The sequence below is a fragment of the Stenotrophomonas sp. FSL W7-1447 genome, assembly GCF_037966425.1.
GTDB lineage: Bacteria > Pseudomonadota > Gammaproteobacteria > Xanthomonadales > Xanthomonadaceae > Stenotrophomonas > Stenotrophomonas pavanii.
The window spans coordinates 1,933,229-1,948,509 of the sequence record NZ_CP150199.1 but is presented as its reverse complement, the minus strand read 5'-3'; the positions used below and the strand labels follow the sequence as shown (position 1 = coordinate 1,948,509).

Genomic DNA, 15,281 nt, shown 5'->3' with positions numbered 1-15,281 from the left:
TATAAGGTCACCTGACGGCACATCCCTGGTGTAAGCGGCGCGAAGAGTTCAGCCGCAACAGTGGAGTAGAGTCCGGCCATGTGCGGCCGATTCGTCCAGCTCCCCGTGATCGACTTCGGCCAGCCGGGGCTGGCTGACCTTGCCCCCGGCCTGGCCGAGATCCAGCCCAGCTACAACCTCGCGCCGACACAGCGCGCATCGGTGATCCTGGACCGGGGCGAAGGCCGGCAGGTAACTCGGCTGGCGTGGGGCCTGCTTCCGTTCTGGGCCAAGGCCAAGGGCCTGCAGGGCTCGACCATCAACGCCCGGATCGAGACGGTGGCCACCAAGCCGGCGTTCCGGTCGTCCTTCAAGAAGCGCCGCTGCGTCATCCCGATGGCCGGCTACTACGAGTGGTCGGTGAGCCCCGAGGACGGCAAGAAGGACCCTTGGTTCATCCACGCCACCGGGCCGCTGCTGGCCGCCGGCCTGTGGGAGGACACTAGCCCGCTGCTGCCCGACGGCAACCTGGGCACCTTCACCATCATCACCGGCGACAGCAGCGGCGTCTCGGCCGACATTCACGACCGCATGCCGGTGTGGCTGCAGGCCGGCCAGATCGATGAGTGGATGGCAGCCAGCCCCGACGACGCCATGGCTATGCTGCTGGCCAGCGAGCCGCCGGCGATGGAGGCCTACCGGGTCAGCCGCGCGGTGAACACGCCTCGGAATAACCGCGAGGATCTGCTGCAGCAGGTCGCTTAGCCATTACTTCTCAAACAGGGGCATGATCTGCGAAAGCACGATCTTGTGCCCCTCCCTGTTCGGATGGTTGAACTGCGCCATCAAAATGTGCCGATCCCCTTTGTAGGCATCGAAAGCGGCAAGGCTGTCTACCAACGGCACGTCCAGCTCGTTCGCCAACCCACGAATCATGGCGGCCTGCTCGCCCAGCGCGTCACCGGGCCGATTCGGAGATGCCTTCTCATCCCATGTCGGCGTCAGCAGTACTGGGCATGCCCCAGCAGAGCGCGCGCCATCGACGATCTTGGTCAGATTGCCTTTGGCCACCTCAACACCCAGCGGCCGGTCATTCAGCGCGAAATCGATGAGCACCACGCGCGGGTGGTGATCTAGTACATCCCGCTGAAATCGAGCCAGGCCCTGCGTTGAATTCTCCCCTCCTACCCCGGAGGTGATGACATTCAACACCGCATGCGGATATCGATCGGCTAGGGCATCTTCGAGCAGCCTAGGGTAGGCGTCCTTCTTGCGCACCTCGGGAGTCACTGCATAACCAGCCGGAACGCTGTGACCGAAGGCGACGATATTGATGGTCTGGTTCTTCGGCCAAGTAATTTTCAGATCACGAACCACCTCAGCCATGCAGTCATATGAAGCGGTGGAACCGACCGCCGTCCGCGCAGGCGATTCGCCGCTGCAGCTGACAATAGAGACTGCAGCCATGACGATGACAACAACTGATTTCAGGATCTTCATGATGCAACGATACCCCAACGGGCTATCCAAGTCTCTGCCGAGGGAACCAAGCTCAGCCGAAGCCCAAAGGCACTTCGGTCAGGTCCACGATGAAGATCGTGGCGTTCTGCGGCCCCATCGTTACGCCGCCGACCGGAAAGGTGTTCGTGATGAGAATCTGCGAAAACGTCTCATGCTTTGACATGAAGATTCTGTTGTCGCTCGTCATGTGGAAAGCGTCAGCCGAGGCCGTGCACCGGTCTTGGGACACCGACGAGTAATAGAATCTTGGGGAGGGAATAGCGATACCAATCCTGGTCCCAGGGAAGAACTGGCCAACCTCAACGAATGGAGTGTTGACCGGCGGCGGCGGAAGCGGCACAACCTGCAGCACGCGCAACCCCTTCCGCCGCGAGTCATAGAACACCGATCCGTCCTCCCCCCACATGCGGAGCCCAACCGGCCCTGACGCGGCGCGCTCGGTAGCGTCGAACGTGTAAAACTCCAAGGTCTTGTTCGGAGCATTGCTGGCTGCAAACACGGAACAAGTCACACCAGACTGGACGATAGAGAACCCGGTGATGTACGCGACACTGTCATTGATGTAGCGGATAACATGCAGGTTCGTTGTTCCTGCAGTTGACGCCAGCAACCCACGCGGAGACCAGCTTGCGAATGGCGGTGAACCAGCTGTCGCGCCACCTGAGAAGCTCCCTGTGTCCAACGTCCCGGACTTGGCCAGCTGCAAGTTTCGATAGCCGAGGCCGATCTGGATCTGCCCGGTTCCCTGGTTCCGCACGCGCAGTCCGACGGCCATCAACTGTAGATCCCGTAGTGGAGGGTGATGCCGCCGACGGTGTCCGTCGTGGGCTTGCTCGGGAACATTTCCATCCTGACGTGGAAGTTCACCACGTCAGGGTCCCAGTTCCAGTTGATGCTGTTCCCCGAGATGGTCACCGATGGGACTAGCATCCCGTACACCGATCGTTGGCGCTCGCAGGTGAAGTAGTAGAAGGGCTCACCGCCGGAAAAGTCATTGACGATGAGCCCCCCGTTTGCCTCGGGCGGCGCGATCCACTTGTTGTTGGAGTTGACCGGGTTGTAGAGCGGGAACGTGTACGACCCGATCATCTTCGACAGCTTTGTGGTGACCGAGGTCTCCACGTACCCGCTCTCGCTCCGAACCCTCAGCCCAATGTCGACCATTACTGCAGCACTCCAAGTTCAATGGCGAGATTGCCGTTTGGATATCGGATATAGATGCCCTGGTTGGTGATGTTGAGGCGATACCCCCCTGCAACAGATCCATTGAACTCGAACCCACCGCCAGCGGCCTTGTTGATTCGCCAGCCTGTCTGACCTGGCACGTAGTCGTCGGACTGGATGGTGCCGCTGATCTTCGTGTTGGTGATTGCCGCGTCGGCGATGTTGGCAGTATTGATCCACGAGGTGCCGATCAACGCCTGGCTGATGAACGTCTGGCCGCCCTGGATCACGAAGGGCGCGGTGACGTTTCCGTTCACCACGTTGATCACACCGAACCGGTCAGCCTGCATCAGGATCTGGCTCTGATAGCTGCCATCTGGCTGCTGCTCTACACCCAATCCCATGCCGGCCATGTAGATATTGCCGTCGCTGGTGACCTGCGCACGCACAGTATAGGTAGCCGCAATCTTCCCATCCAAGTTCACCACGGACTGACTAACCTGCTGCACAGTTGCGTTGGTGTTGGCCAAGTTGGCATTGGTGGTGTCCACCCGCGCCCCCAGCGCCTGGTCACCGGTGCTGCGTGCAGTGGCCTCGCTCCGGACAGCCGCATTGGTCTGGCCCAGTTTCACCTCCACCTGGTCAGTACGCTTCGCCTGCACCAGGTCTTGACTGGCGATAACGCTCTGCAGGGTGATGGTGCCAGCGAATACTGTGGTGTCACCAGCGCCCCAGTCCGTGTCGCCGGCGGCCTGCACGTCCAGCTGTGCGGCAATGCCGCTGAGCTTCTGAGCCTGTGCAACCACCTTGCCGTCTACTTCGCTGATGTTCTGGGTGTTCTGCTCCACCTGGCTCACCAACGCACCGTAGCCCGCCATGCCTTCACCAACGTCCTGCCAGGACGCGCTTGGCGGCTGGCTGTTGCCAGGCTCGGTGGCGCGCCACACGTAGGTCCGCCCGCCATAAACAACGGTCTGTCCGACCTCATAGATCGCGTCGGCGTCGTACACGAGCGGCAACAGCGGCTCGAGGCTGTCGATGGCCTCGATCTTGGTCAGCAGCTCCTGCCCCAGGGCACTCTCGCTGATACGTCCTGAGAAATAGGCGTCGTATTCGGATTGGTTCGTGCTTGCCTCGCCCACGACGCCCGTGCCTGCTGGATACCATGGACCGATGTTGCCGCTGCGGTCAACAAGCCGCGCCCAGAAGTAGAACCTCGCGCCAGCGGCCAGCCCGTCAAGTTCAAGGCGGTTCTGTGGATAGGCATAATCACCGAGCTTAGTGGCCGTCTGACGGTCGGGACCTGTGCTGCGCCAGATCTCAGTGCGCTGCGTGTCCGTCGCCCCCGGCGGAAACTCCCAAGCCAGGCGGATGCCGAACACGATGGACGTTGTCGTCAGCGAGGTCACCGCCGGCGGCGGCTCGGTCTTGCCGGCAATCGTCGTGAGCGGGCTCATCGCCGGAAGCGAGACGGCATTGAGCGCGTTCACCGCCCTCACGCGCGCGAGGTACTGGCCGGCGTAGATACCGGGCACCTCGATGCTGCTGGTGGCCACGCGCCCAGCGCGTACCCAGTTCAGGTCGTCGCGGCGCCACTCCACGTCATACGCGATGGCCTTGTCGGCGGGGTCCCACTGGATGGTCAGCGTCGGGGTGGCGATGCCCTGCTCGATCACCACGTGCGAGGACAGGGCCACGTTGGTCGGCGGCGGCTGGACGCTGGGCGGGATGATGCTGATCGGCGGCAGTTCGAGGCGGGTGCCATCGTCGATCGCCGCATACTTGCCCGGGACGTGTTTCAGCGCGGTGATGTTGTAGGTCAGTTCCTCGCCTTCAGTGACGGCGATCACGCGGAACAGCTGCAGCACCAGGTCGCTGGATTCGGTGGCCCAGACAGACTGCGGCACCGGGACCGCCGACCACGGCGCCGAGACTGTGACCACTCCCGTGGCGGCATCGATCCCGTTGATAGTCCGGCCTTCCGTGCGCCCACTGGGCAGCGTGGCTCGCAAGGTGTCGCCCACCGCCATCGTCTCGGGCACCAGGTCCAGGGTGAGACTGCTGGCGCCTGCGGCACGGATGCGGCCGGCGTTGCGGCGCCCTGCCCGGTTCGGGTCAGCCACCTGGATGACGTCACCCGGCATGCAGTTGAGGGCATCCAAGCCAACCGCGAAGCTGACGGTCTCGGTCTCCAGGCTCTCCGTGTACAGGATGTGGTTGCCCACCCGCTGCGCCTGCGCACGCGAATGGCAGCCGATCGCCGTCACCTCGGTCTGGTTGACGCCGTAGCGCGCGATGGCGTCGAGGTGCTGAACTACCTCCACCTTCTGCCGGCCGAAGTCGTCCGGATCAGTCCACGACACCAGCGCAACGGTGTGGCGTGCCTTCCGGCCGCTACCTTCGTAATGGAAGCGGCCCTCGATCACGTTGGCCTGGCTGTATGTCGGGCCCGGGTCCTTGGGCATGTCGGCCGAGGCCATGACCTGGCCAGCTGCGTAGAAGCTGATGCCTCGGAACATGCCGGCCATGTCCTGCAGCACCTTATAGGCGTCTGCCCTGCTCTGCAGGTACAGGCTGCAGGTGAACCGCGGCTCCTGGCCGCCCATGCCGTCGCTAACCAGCTGATCGCAATACCGGGCGATCTGGTATAGCCGCCACTTGTCCACCCAGTCCAGCGGGATGCGGTTGCCGAGGCCGAACCGGTCATTGGTGACGATGTCAAAGAACACCCAGGCCGGGTTGTTCGTCCAAGCGGACTTAAAGGTGCCGTCCCACACACCGCTGTAGGTGCGGCCGATAGGATCGTAGTTGCTGGGGACGCGGATGATGCGTCCCCACACCCGATAGGACCGCGACGGGATGTTCTGGAACTGGCTTGCGTCGACCTGCACCGCACACAGCGCGCTGTTGGGATAGCGAAGCTTCACGTCGATGATCTCGGTCATCGAGAGCACGTTGACCACGTCCGAGATCAGCGAGTTGTTCTGGTTCGGGGTCAGCCTGCGAATGCGCACCTGCCACTGCGAGCCGGCCGGCAGGTCAATCCGACGGCTGCGCTCATATTGCGTGGTGGTCTTGCCCGTGATCGCATCGTTGAGCACGGTGGTGTAGGCGCCACCGTCGACCGACACATCCACTGCGTAGCTGATCGAGTAGCCGTTCCGGTCGCCGTTTTCCTCATCCACCTTCTGCAGGGCGGGGACGGCCAGCCGGATGCGCACGGCCGAGAGATCAGACCCGCTTACGGTGCGAACGACCGGCTGGTCGCTGCGCAGCTCCACGTTCACAGAGATCTCGTTTTCGACCGAGGGGAACCCGGGGATGTATTCCTGGTCCTGCGTACCTGATCGGGTGTCGACGGTAACACCAGCGAAGTTCAGCCCGCCGTCCGGGTTCTGGATGGGAACCTGGTTCAGGTAGATCGACTGATTGCCGGCCACCAAGCCCCGGATCTCGCCCTCGCTGACAAGGTCGATGATCCTGGCCACGGCCATCGAGTGCAGGCTGTCCGGGGTCTCCACCGGCGTGCGGCCGTTGCTGCCGCTTTTGCCGCCGGCGCCGGCCAGCTGCAGCCCGCGTGCGATTGGAGTTGCGACTGGCAGGTTCAAAGCTGGTCCTCCGCCATGATGCCGCCGCTAATCACTGCCGAGCCCACCAGCATGCCCTTCTGGTCGTGGCCGCCGTAGGCGACCGGCACAGGATTGCACTGCGCTTGGGTATTGACGGTGCCGTTCATGCTGTAGTTCGGTCGGTTCTCGGCACTGTCTTGGGAGCCAAGGCCTTTAGGCTGAGGCCCCAGCATCTGGGCAACGCCGCCAATGACCATGCCCACGCCGGCATTGATGAACGGCTGTCCCCAGCCACCAGCAATGTTCCCGTAGATGCCGACGACGATCAGGACAACCCCGAGGATGGTCTGCAGCACACCGCCTCGCTTGCTACCAAGCAGCACCGGCGCTATGCGGATGTCTTCATTTCCCGGTGGGTCCTGTAGCTGCTCCTTGGAGAGGTTCTGCTTGCCGATGAAGACAGCAAAGGCCGTGCCATTCCGCTGGGCGCCATGGAGATAGCGCTCGAAGCCCGGCAGGACCGCACACAGCGCGCGCACGGCCTCGGCGGGGCTGTTCACGGCCAGCCGGAAGGAACGGCCGAAGCGGCTGCCCAACTGACCGTACAGGCGGATGGTGCGCAGGCGCTCAGACATGGGCTGCCTCCTTGTGGCGGACGATGTAGCGGGTACGCTCGGCCCACATGCCGCCATAGGTGATGACTTCGGACAGACGGCCGTGCATGTGATGGAGCAGCCGGCCGTCGCCGAGGTAGACTCCGGCGTGGTTCGGGACGGGCGAACGGATCTGCATCAGCACCATGTCACCGCGCTGCGGCTCACCCTCGATCAGGTCAAAGCCCTCGGCGCGTAGCCGATCCAGACTGTAGAGGTCCTGTCCCTTGTCCCACCAGTCGTCGTCCCGCTCGTACTGGCTGAGCTGGATGCCAAGCTCGCGCTCGTAGAAGTCGCGCACCAGGGTGTAGCAGTCCAGGGTGCCGTGGGCGAACTGCCGGCCCACCAGCGGCGCCTCGTAGCCGCAAGGCTCGATCGTCTGCAGGTCACCGCACTCGGGATCGGCACCGGTGACCTGGCCAACGCTGACGATGTGCCACGGAAGGCCGCTGGCCTCGCACATGACGCGGTCCGCGTCCGAAGCTGTGGCGGGGGCGTTCGGGTGACTGTGCACGACGGCCAGCACCTCGCCCATGTCCTCGGCGTCGGCGAAGTCCTCTGCGGGCAGCCGAAAGTGCTCGCTGGGTGTGGTGGCCACGTTCCGGCAGGGGATGTAGGTCTCGCCATCGTGGCCGGCCACGATCAGGCCGCAGCACTCGCGCGGGTACTCGGCCACGGCGTGCGCCTGGATGGCCTGAAGGGTGCTCAATTCCATGGTTCGCTCATAGAAAAGCCCGCGTCTGGCGGGCTATGGGACACGGCCATTGCCGAGAGGTCAGGTACGCAGGAGGCCGGCAGCGGGGAATCCGCCGTAGGGCAGCGGCTTGTCGGCACCGAAGCGCAGCTTGCAGCTGTTTACCCTGCCGCCGCACTGGTCACGCGCGGGGTCGGTGGTGGGCACGTCGTTGGCGTCGGCCACGGCCGGCCCGTTGTAGCCGCAGTAGGGGCCGCGGTAGCCGCCCCGGATCAGCCAGCCGCAGACGCCGGCGATGACCTGACGGCCGGGAAGCTGCTCGCCGTTGAGGTCGATCGCCGTGGTCAGCTCGAACTCGACCGTTTCCTTCGTCTCGGACACCTTGCGCTCAATGAACCAGATCTCGTCTTGGAAGTGCTCACTCGGGTCGGCAGTAGGGTTCCCATCGGGGAAGTTCGCTGCGTCGAGGTACTTGGCCAGCGTCTGCCGGCGGATTACGCGCGCGCCGACCAGGTCGTCGAACAGCAGGCACAAGGCCGTAATCCGACCGTCGATGTTGCTGACCTTCAGTCGGGGGTTCGGTGGCTGATCACTGGTCCGGGAAAAGCCAGTCGCCTCGATTGGCCAGGGTCCGTACTCCTGGCCCTGCCACCAGATCACGCCCGATTGTAAGTGTGCGTGGAAGAACAGCTGATCAGCGCCGAAGCTGCTTGCGTCCAGCTCGTACAGCGTGATCCGGCCGCCAGGTTCAAGCTGTTGCGCGTCTGCAGTGATGGTCATACCGGATACCCAAGGAAGCGACGAATTTCGGCTGGGTCGATCTGCGTTTGGATCTCTTCGGTATGTCCGCCGTCGAGCGGCCGCATCTCCGCCAGCGGGCAGAAGGATGCGAACTGCACCGCGAACTCAGGCTTGCAAAGAGTGTCCGAAGTGCCGTACCAGATCTGCATTGGAATACTGGCGAAGGCACCTGTTGCCGCAATCGTCAACGGGTTGTGCGCGGCGCCGTTCGCCGCCTCGCTATATGTACCGCCATACGCGCTGTCGATTTGACCCTGATATCCGCTGTTGTTGCGCACGTCAGTCAGGTTGATCACTGGGATGATCAGAACGACTTTCGCTACCAATCCCATGTTCTGAGCCGCCCAAGCGAGGGCACCGAGCGCTCCCATACTCTGAGCCATGAGATTCACCTTGCCATCAGTCGTGTCCGGCAATCCCATGATGAAACCAGCAGCCGCATGCACCCGCAGAATCACCGCATCATTGCCCCACGTGGCGTTGCCTGCCATGTCGCCGCTGATCATTGGGGCGCCGTAGCTCGCCGCCGCCATGGCCGGCCATCGCGTTTTTATGCTCATCCAAGCCGTTGCGCCGCCTGTTCCGGCCTCCGCTCCGTGGCAATAAACGGTGCCATAGCGGTTCGGTTGGTGTTGATTCGGCCTGAGCAAGATATCGTTTTCGCCAGTGGCGACTCGGTTCTTTGAGTAGTCGGTGCACGTCATCAGCGATTCACCACGGTGAGTGCGACAGGATCAACGTCAGCACCGAATATGTCGAACGTCTGCCCCGGGTCGGAGTGCATCGCCCGGAGCTTTACGTTGACAGATGTGCCGGGCTCCCTCGGCGGCAGTCGATGGGAGCTGTAGATAGTCTGATAACCAGTGTTGGAAACCAGAATCTGCTGGTAAATCACATCATCCAAGAAGAGCGCCACTACCGCAGTGCCGGAACTCACTTTGCCGGTGAACCGAACCTTTGCCTCTCCGGACCGCTCCCCGGCGACGTAGGTGAACGACACGCCAGTTATATCCGCATACACGTTTGTCGTGTACTGGGAAGGAGTTGTCCGTTGTGCATAGCCCAACTCTACCCCGCCGCAAGGCAAAAGCAGCCACACATCGCCTACGGGAGTGAAGAGCTCCTGCGTGTCCAACGAAAAATACAGACGGCCGTGAGAGTCGCCGGCAGCCGGCCTTTGGCTGTAGTTTCCAACCACCGCTCCGCCCATGAGTGTATACAGCTCGTTGAAGTTGTCGTTCGCCTTATTGAACGCCGTTACCGCAGGGTCGCCCTTGTATGTCCCGTGATCCGTTGTGGTGTCGATAATCTGCTTTGCCATGAGCACTCCTTACGGCTGGAACGTCTGTTCGAACGTGGCATTCAGCGTGTACACGCCGTTGCCATGGGGAATGAGGCTGTACGTCTTGCACAGGTACAGTCCCTGCACCCCGAGCGGTGGTGTCCACAGGAAGGACACAGCACCCTTGCGGGCGCGCAGGAATGCCAGCGCCGGCCCGACCTTCGATTCCTTACCTACGATGGAAATCGGCCACTGCTGGGTCTCGTTGTTCAGGCCATCGGCAGCGGTCTGGCGGTAGCCGTCGCCGAACCTCGCCTCACGGGTCAGGAAATCGCCGGTGCCGGTGATCTCGGTGCGCACGCACCAGGTGAAGACCTCAGCCATTGCTCACCCTCATCTGATGGAAGAGGCCGCCTGGCCGCGACTGTTGGGTGGCCCACTCGTTCATCTTGGAAGCGAAGAACTGATTGAGCCGGCGAGCGTCCTCGCTGCCATCGCCCTGTTGGGTGGTGCTGGTGCCATCGGACGAGATGTTCATCGTGGTGTTGAAGTTGTTGGTGATCCCGCCACCGCCTCCAATGGCGGATGCGGGCATGCCTGCGGTAATCGGACGAACCGAACCGGCGTCACCGGGGATCAGGTAGGTCTTCCCGCCCTGATCGAACAGTTCAGGCCGGCCGCCCTCGCCCACGCGGTACATGCTGCCGGCGGCAACAGGCCCTCCGCCGGCACGGCCGCCGGCCATCCCACCGATCGCGCTACCGACCGCGTTGATCCAGCTCGACCCCGTCCCGCTGTAGCTGCTGGCCCAGCTGCCGATCATCTGGAAGATCTGCGAAGCTGCCGCCTGGGCAGCCATCTTCTGCAGCGTCTTGGCGAAGCTTTGAACCATCCCGCCCAAGCCTTCGGAGAACGGGTCGAACAGGAAGTCCGCGAAGGCATCCTGCATATTCCGCGCGGCCTGGTCGGCGTAGGTGCTCCACTGCCCGAAGGTCTGCTCCACCGACGAGCTGGTGTCGTCGTCGATACCGAACATTCCGTCGAAGGCGTCGGCGAACTTCTGGGCGCTCTCGCCCATGATCGATTCGGCCTCGTCGATGTTGCCGAGCATGTCCAGCAGCGAGGCACTGGAACGGAGTGCAGACTGCGCTGCCGCGTCGATACCCTTCAGGCCGCCGGACTGGATCTCGTAGTTGACCCGGCTCAGCTCCGAGCTGTCGCCGAACAGGGCGATCTGCCGCTCCAACTGTTCGTTGGTGGACCGATAGGAGTCCTGCAGCTTCTTGGCCTGCTTGTCCTGCTGCGTCGCAGCCGCCGACTTCTTCTTCTCACCCTCCGCCCAAGTGGCCTGGAGCTTTGCTTCCCACTCTGCTGCCCGGCGCAGTTGCTCGGTCTGGTCCTTGGTGGCCTGGATCTCTTCCGCCGTGGCTTGGGTGCGTCGCCCCCGGGGGCCGCTCCTTGCCCCCTCGGGGATGCCGGCTCCGCCACCCTGCATGGCAGCCCACCCCTTGTCGGCATAGGCGGTGCCGGCCATGTAGTCCTTGGCGAAGGCGTCCCATCCGCCTCCCTGCGATCCGAACAGGCCGCTGTACTGGCCGGTGGCCAGCTTGATGACCGCGTTGCCCTGCTTCTCCACCGCCACCAGACCGCCCCGCAGGCGATCCAGCCAGTCCTCGACCACCCCGAAGATCTCAGCCGCCTTGCCGATCTCGCGGAACGCCGAGGCGATCCCGTGAGCGACATCCCGGACACCGCCGCCCTCCTTGGCAACGTCCACCAGCTGCGTGGTCAAGTCAGTCAGCGTGGGCAACAGCTCGCTGGCCAGCTGGGTGAACCAACCCTGCGTTGCGGCGCGCAGGTCGTCCAGGCGATCGTTGAACTCGGCCGCAGCCCCCGCAGTGTCCGAGTCGATGACGATGCCGAGCGAACGCGCACGTTCCTCCATGGTCCGCATGCCGTCGGCACCGAGACTGAGGAACTCCAGGAATTCCGCGCCCGACTTGCCGAAAAGCTGCATCGCCAGCGCGGTCTTCGTGGTTTCGTTGCTGATGCCAGCGAACCGATTCTGCACCTCGGGCAGAAGGTCCTCGAAGCTCCGAAGGTTACCGGCCTGGTCCTTGACCGAGATCCCAAGCGCCTTGAACGTCTTGTCCGCGTCGCTGCCAGCCTTCGAGGCATCCGCGATGTTCTTGCTGAACTTAGGAATGATGCCGACCAGACCTTCCAGGTCCGATCCAGTCATCTTGGCGGCGTAGCCCCACCCCGACAGCGTCTCCGTCGAGATGCTGAACCTGGCCGACAGTTCGTCGATGCGATCGGCAGCATTGATCGCATTGCTCAGGCCGGTGATCGCTGCGTCCACGCTCGCGAATGCAGCGATGGCTCCACCGATCACGCTGCCGATGGCAGTGAATCCGGCCACGATTCCCTTGCTTACACCGGCCGCGGTCCGCTCCATCGACTTCATGGACTTCTCGGCCCGCTGGGTGTCCGTCACGAACGACCCGGTTTTCATCAACAAGTCGATGACGATGGAGCCGGCAGTTGCCATGCGATCAGCCTCTCGGGGGTTTCAGGCCGAACGCCGCGAGGGTTCGCAGGTCGGCATCGGGGAACTCATGGGCAACCGGAGTCGGCTGCAGGAAGTCGAGGTTCTTCTGGATCGACCCGCCGAAACTGGCGCCGATAAGCGCTGCTGGGCGGTGGTAGCGATGCAGATCGTCGAAGGGATACAGCTGGTAGAACGCCAGCCATAGTTGAAACTCCCACTCAGGAAGATCATCGATCTCCCTGAGTGTTTTGCCGAGCGCGAGGCCTAGGATGCAGCTGAAGTACTCGCGTCCACGCTCGGCGATGACTTTTTTGCGTCTTCACCGATCCCGGCCACAGCCATGACGTGCGGGAACAGGTCGGTGAGGCCGTTTGCGGTCAGGTTCTGCGACTCGGCCTCGCTCAGCACCAGCTTCCCATCGGCGTCGCACAGGCTGGCCGCCACCAGGCGCTGCATTGCAAAGCAGGTTTCGTCTTCGTTGCCGGAGGCTTCCGCCGCGCGCCAACGGCGCATCTGGCCGGCGCTGACCTGGCGGAAGTGCACGGTTTCGGTCGTGCCGTCGCTGAACTTCACCTCGCGCGCGACGGGGGCATTGCTCGTCAGGATCTTGCTCTTGTCCATCAGCCGTTCTCAGTAGGTGGGGGCCGGGTACGCGACGGCTGGGCGCGCAGAGCCGGACACCCCGAAGGTCTATGCGTGAGCCGTCAGGCCGAGTACGGCCCGTTCCAGTGGGGGACGACGCTGCCGCTGCGCTGGATCGTCAGCGTGCCGCGCACGATCTCGTTGGTGGCGATGTCGATGTTCAGATCAGCGACGTAGCCGCGGAAGCCGATCGAGGTCCGGAGGGGCGACGCCGGCGCGACCAGGTCGTCGTTGGAGTCGAGCGAAGGAACCGCCACGCCGTCGCTCAGGCCGATCAACCAATCCACGACCTCCCGCGACTCCTTCAGTTCGAACAGGATCTGGTGCGACTGGCTGCGGGGGATGAAGTTGAACGGGATGCTGACCTGCCCCGGATTGCCCAGGCCGCCCTCGAACTCCTTGTCACCGACAGTGCTCAGGCAGGTGGATTCGATCTGGTCGGCAGCGCCGCCCAGGCCGGTGATGCCAGTCGGGCACTCGAACTTCAGGACCGAGGCGACGCTGGAACTCAGCTTGTCCACGGTGAAGAGCTCGGACCCCTGGGTTTTGATGACGCCCTCGGTCATTGCAAAGTCCTCTGGTCAAAGAAAAACCGCCTCGCGGCGGTCGTTGGGGTGATGCCAGCGGCTCAGCGCTGGTCGATGAAGTCGGCCTCCATGCCGACCCGGAAAAGCCCGGTTTCAGGGTCGCGGTTGTTGACCACCAGTCGATTGCAGATCAGGACCGCGTCCAGTGCAGCCCTCACGGCGGTTGCCAACGCCTCCACTTGACCGTCGGCGTTATCGCCACCGCAGTAGCAGTCGATCTGCACCGTTGTGAAATCACCGGTTGGCGCGCTGCTGAGATTGTCGAAGGGCTGACCAGAAATGATCTGCCAAGTGATGTAGGGCCTCTTCTCCGTCTGTTTGACGAACCCGTGCCGGCCGATTCGGTCACCGACGATCGCCTCGACAGCCGGCGTGTGTATGGTCCGGAACACCTTCGGGAACATCAGCGGCCTCCCCGGTTCTGCTGGGCCAGCTTGGTCACCAGGCGATCAATCCGCACGGTCAGGTCTCCGACCACAAGGTTGATCGTTTCCTCGCCACGCTCGTTCACCGTTCGACGGATGAAAGAGCGAGCGGGCTGGTGCACAGACCCGTACTCCTTCAGCTGCGCCGACTTCAGGGTGCTGACCTGCTCCCCCTTGCGGCCCGGGTACATCCTGCGCTTGATCCGGACCAGGTAGCGCTCGCCGCTGCCGTCGCTGGGCGCCTTTCCGCGCGTCGCGATGATGTTCTGCGCCAACAGGCCGGTGGACTCATCGCCCGGTTCGAGCACCGCCTGCAGGTTCTGGCGCTCCTTGTCGCGCAGGAAGCGCGTCCCCTTGGCCAGCGCCAGCTTCACCGGCCCACCCTTCTTGCTCACGACCTCGGCCGGTAGGCTGCTCAGCGTCCGGATGATCCCGGGTATTCCGGTGATGTTGAACTCGACCTTCATGTCGACTACTGCCCGTCGTTGACGCCGGCCGAAACCGGGATCGTGATGTACTCCAGCCCAGACGTCTTGTCAGGCAGCAGACCTGCAACGTTGAAGATCTCGCCGCGGTGTATCAGGCGCATCGACGGCAGCAGTCCATCGCGGTGGCGCATGGTGATGCGTGCGGTGACCGCCGATTGGGTCTGCCCGGATTGGATGAACTCGCGGGCCGAGAGCGGCTCAACCGAAGCCCATACCGTGGCCACGTCTACCCACGTCGTGGTCTGCACGCCGTCCTCGTCCTTGGTCGTCACCTGCCGCTGGATCAGCACGCGGTGGCGGAGCTTACCTGCCGGCAGGCTCATGTCAGACCCCGAGGCCGATTCGATAAGGCCATAGCAGGCTATGGGCGCCCATCGGGACTTGGACCGTCGCGCCGTCGCTGCCCTGCACGTCCTCACGCGTGCGGTACAGGTGCCCCAACATCAGGAGGATTGCCGCCCTGATTGAGTCGTTGGCCAGCATAGGATCGACGCCCGCCGTACCATCCAGGACTGCGGCGGCCATGGATTCAGTGTCTTTGAACACACGGCGATTGAGAAACTGCTGAGCAGCCCCTTCTGACGCGGTCCCGTAAAGCTCCAACAGCGCGTCATCGTCCGTATCGACACGGCAATGTGCTCGGGCCTGTTCCAGGGTGATCAGCTCCATGGTCAGGCCCTGGCCTTGCCTTGCCGTGCCTTCTTGCCAGCTGGCTGTTCGCTCACGGCGTCGGCGGCCTCCGCAGCGGCTTCAGTGACAGTTGTTTCTTCCGTCACCGGCTCCGGCAGCTCTGCCGGGGGCTGTTCGCTCACGGCGTCGGCGGCTCCGGTGTCGATGAAGTACTGCCCGCGGCTGCTGTCCATTCGAACGGTGGTGCCGGCGCGCGGATCCGGCTCTTTGAACTTGATCAGCATGATCCTCTCCG

Annotated in this window: 19 protein-coding genes; 1 reads left to right on the top strand and 18 read right to left on the bottom strand. The window is 63.3% G+C overall.

Annotated elements, in window-relative coordinates; translation table 11 throughout:
- The first annotated feature begins 78 nt into the window (after nt 1-78).
- Nucleotides 79-744 carry an SOS response-associated peptidase gene (locus NSQ78_RS09250; protein WP_308304653.1) on the top strand — a complete coding sequence of 222 codons (666 nt, stop codon included), beginning with the start codon at nt 79-81 and terminating at the stop codon, nt 742-744.
- Nucleotides 745-747: 3 nt separating this feature from the next.
- Here NSQ78_RS09250 and NSQ78_RS09245 read toward each other — a convergent pair whose 3' ends face one another.
- The 18 genes from NSQ78_RS09245 to NSQ78_RS09160 form a co-directional block, all read right to left on the bottom strand.
- Complete coding sequence (locus tag NSQ78_RS09245) at nt 748-1,479, bottom strand: GDSL-type esterase/lipase family protein (protein ID WP_308304652.1); 732 nt, start codon at nt 1,477-1,479, stop codon at nt 748-750.
- 52 nt (nt 1,480-1,531) lie between these two features.
- A complete protein-coding gene (locus NSQ78_RS09240) occupies nt 1,532-2,275 on the bottom strand; it encodes a hypothetical protein (RefSeq protein WP_308304651.1) in 744 nt (247 codons plus the stop codon).
- Nucleotides 2,275-2,664 (bottom strand): hypothetical protein, encoded by a 390-nt coding sequence (locus NSQ78_RS09235; protein ID WP_308304650.1) that lies wholly within the window; start codon nt 2,662-2,664, stop codon nt 2,275-2,277. The genes NSQ78_RS09240 and NSQ78_RS09235 overlap by 1 nt, the downstream gene beginning before the upstream one ends.
- On the bottom strand, nt 2,664-6,272 hold the full coding sequence (locus tag NSQ78_RS09230) for a phage tail protein (protein WP_308304649.1): 3,609 nt from the start codon (nt 6,270-6,272) through the stop codon (nt 2,664-2,666). The genes NSQ78_RS09235 and NSQ78_RS09230 overlap by 1 nt, the downstream gene beginning before the upstream one ends.
- Nucleotides 6,269-6,868, bottom strand: coding sequence for a tail assembly protein (locus NSQ78_RS09225; RefSeq protein ID WP_308304648.1), 600 nt, complete (start codon nt 6,866-6,868; stop codon nt 6,269-6,271). The genes NSQ78_RS09230 and NSQ78_RS09225 overlap by 4 nt, the downstream gene beginning before the upstream one ends.
- A complete protein-coding gene (locus tag NSQ78_RS09220) occupies nt 6,861-7,601 on the bottom strand; it encodes a C40 family peptidase (RefSeq protein ID WP_308304647.1) in 741 nt (246 codons plus the stop codon). The genes NSQ78_RS09225 and NSQ78_RS09220 overlap by 8 nt, the downstream gene beginning before the upstream one ends.
- Nucleotides 7,602-7,661: 60 nt before the next feature.
- Nucleotides 7,662-8,360, bottom strand: coding sequence for a phage minor tail protein L (locus NSQ78_RS09215; protein WP_308304646.1), 699 nt, complete (start codon nt 8,358-8,360; stop codon nt 7,662-7,664).
- A complete protein-coding gene (locus NSQ78_RS09210; RefSeq protein ID WP_308304645.1) occupies nt 8,357-9,085 on the bottom strand; it encodes a hypothetical protein in 729 nt (242 codons plus the stop codon). Before NSQ78_RS09210 ends, NSQ78_RS09215 begins: the two co-directional genes overlap by 4 nt.
- Nucleotides 9,085-9,702: a hypothetical protein gene (locus NSQ78_RS09205; RefSeq protein ID WP_308304644.1), complete on the bottom strand. Its 618-nt coding sequence runs from the start codon at nt 9,700-9,702 to the stop codon at nt 9,085-9,087. The genes NSQ78_RS09210 and NSQ78_RS09205 overlap by 1 nt, the downstream gene beginning before the upstream one ends.
- Before the next feature lie 9 nt (nt 9,703-9,711).
- Entirely contained in the window at nt 9,712-10,047 is a 336-nt protein-coding gene (locus NSQ78_RS09200; protein WP_308304643.1) for a phage tail protein, read from the bottom strand.
- Nucleotides 10,040-12,214, bottom strand: a complete 2,175-nt coding sequence (locus tag NSQ78_RS09195) for a hypothetical protein (RefSeq protein WP_149902089.1) — start codon at nt 12,212-12,214, stop codon at nt 10,040-10,042. Before NSQ78_RS09195 ends, NSQ78_RS09200 begins: the two co-directional genes overlap by 8 nt.
- Before the next feature lie 264 nt (nt 12,215-12,478).
- The gene (locus NSQ78_RS09190) at nt 12,479-12,835 is read right to left on the bottom strand and encodes a phage tail assembly chaperone family protein, TAC (protein ID WP_049441595.1); all 357 of its coding nucleotides are present in this window, start codon (nt 12,833-12,835) and stop codon (nt 12,479-12,481) included.
- Nucleotides 12,836-12,918: 83 nt separating this feature from the next.
- Nucleotides 12,919-13,422 carry a phage tail tube protein gene (locus tag NSQ78_RS09185; RefSeq protein ID WP_149902088.1) on the bottom strand — a complete coding sequence of 168 codons (504 nt, stop codon included), beginning with the start codon at nt 13,420-13,422 and terminating at the stop codon, nt 12,919-12,921.
- A 62-nt stretch (nt 13,423-13,484) separates the two neighbouring features.
- Nucleotides 13,485-13,847 carry a DUF3168 domain-containing protein gene (locus tag NSQ78_RS09180; RefSeq protein ID WP_149902087.1) on the bottom strand — a complete coding sequence of 121 codons (363 nt, stop codon included), beginning with the start codon at nt 13,845-13,847 and terminating at the stop codon, nt 13,485-13,487.
- Nucleotides 13,847-14,335 carry a hypothetical protein gene (locus NSQ78_RS09175; RefSeq protein WP_339208449.1) on the bottom strand — a complete coding sequence of 163 codons (489 nt, stop codon included), beginning with the start codon at nt 14,333-14,335 and terminating at the stop codon, nt 13,847-13,849. Before NSQ78_RS09175 ends, NSQ78_RS09180 begins: the two co-directional genes overlap by 1 nt.
- Nucleotides 14,336-14,340: 5 nt before the next feature.
- Nucleotides 14,341-14,679: a phage head closure protein gene (locus NSQ78_RS09170; RefSeq protein WP_196769384.1), complete on the bottom strand. Its 339-nt coding sequence runs from the start codon at nt 14,677-14,679 to the stop codon at nt 14,341-14,343.
- A gap of 1 nt (nt 14,680) precedes the next feature.
- Complete coding sequence (locus tag NSQ78_RS09165; RefSeq protein WP_119007727.1) at nt 14,681-15,025, bottom strand: head-tail connector protein; 345 nt, start codon at nt 15,023-15,025, stop codon at nt 14,681-14,683.
- A 2-nt stretch (nt 15,026-15,027) separates the two neighbouring features.
- A complete protein-coding gene (locus NSQ78_RS09160; protein WP_065177539.1) occupies nt 15,028-15,270 on the bottom strand; it encodes a hypothetical protein in 243 nt (80 codons plus the stop codon).
- Between the last annotated feature and the right edge of the window lie 11 nt (nt 15,271-15,281).

Bases quoted from the DNA above. Each gene is read 5' to 3' on its own strand.
- NSQ78_RS09165 (WP_119007727.1), bottom strand. From the start codon at position 15,025: ATGGAGCTGATCACCCTGGAACAGGCCCGAGCACATTGCCGTGTCGAT.
- NSQ78_RS09215 (WP_308304646.1), bottom strand. From the start codon at position 8,360: ATGACCATCACTGCAGACGCGCAACAGCTTGAACCTGGCGGCCGGATC.
- NSQ78_RS09245 (WP_308304652.1), bottom strand. From the start codon at position 1,479: ATGAAGATCCTGAAATCAGTTGTTGTCATCGTCATGGCTGCAGTCTCT.
- NSQ78_RS09210 (WP_308304645.1), bottom strand. From the start codon at position 9,085: ATGACGTGCACCGACTACTCAAAGAACCGAGTCGCCACTGGCGAAAAC.
- NSQ78_RS09175 (WP_339208449.1), bottom strand. From the start codon at position 14,335: ATGAAGGTCGAGTTCAACATCACCGGAATACCCGGGATCATCCGGACG.
- NSQ78_RS09200 (WP_308304643.1), bottom strand. From the start codon at position 10,047: ATGGCTGAGGTCTTCACCTGGTGCGTGCGCACCGAGATCACCGGCACC.
- NSQ78_RS09185 (WP_149902088.1), bottom strand. From the start codon at position 13,422: ATGACCGAGGGCGTCATCAAAACCCAGGGGTCCGAGCTCTTCACCGTG.
- NSQ78_RS09195 (WP_149902089.1), bottom strand. From the start codon at position 12,214: ATGGCAACTGCCGGCTCCATCGTCATCGACTTGTTGATGAAAACCGGG.
- NSQ78_RS09190 (WP_049441595.1), bottom strand. From the start codon at position 12,835: ATGGACAAGAGCAAGATCCTGACGAGCAATGCCCCCGTCGCGCGCGAG.
- NSQ78_RS09225 (WP_308304648.1), bottom strand. From the start codon at position 6,868: ATGTCTGAGCGCCTGCGCACCATCCGCCTGTACGGTCAGTTGGGCAGC.
- NSQ78_RS09180 (WP_149902087.1), bottom strand. From the start codon at position 13,847: ATGTTCCCGAAGGTGTTCCGGACCATACACACGCCGGCTGTCGAGGCG.
- NSQ78_RS09170 (WP_196769384.1), bottom strand. From the start codon at position 14,679: ATGAGCCTGCCGGCAGGTAAGCTCCGCCACCGCGTGCTGATCCAGCGG.
- NSQ78_RS09240 (WP_308304651.1), bottom strand. From the start codon at position 2,275: ATGGCCGTCGGACTGCGCGTGCGGAACCAGGGAACCGGGCAGATCCAG.
- NSQ78_RS09235 (WP_308304650.1), bottom strand. From the start codon at position 2,664: ATGGTCGACATTGGGCTGAGGGTTCGGAGCGAGAGCGGGTACGTGGAG.
- NSQ78_RS09205 (WP_308304644.1), bottom strand. From the start codon at position 9,702: ATGGCAAAGCAGATTATCGACACCACAACGGATCACGGGACATACAAG.
- NSQ78_RS09220 (WP_308304647.1), bottom strand. From the start codon at position 7,601: ATGGAATTGAGCACCCTTCAGGCCATCCAGGCGCACGCCGTGGCCGAG.
- NSQ78_RS09250 (WP_308304653.1), top strand. From the start codon at position 79: ATGTGCGGCCGATTCGTCCAGCTCCCCGTGATCGACTTCGGCCAGCCG.
- NSQ78_RS09160 (WP_065177539.1), bottom strand. From the start codon at position 15,270: ATGCTGATCAAGTTCAAAGAGCCGGATCCGCGCGCCGGCACCACCGTT.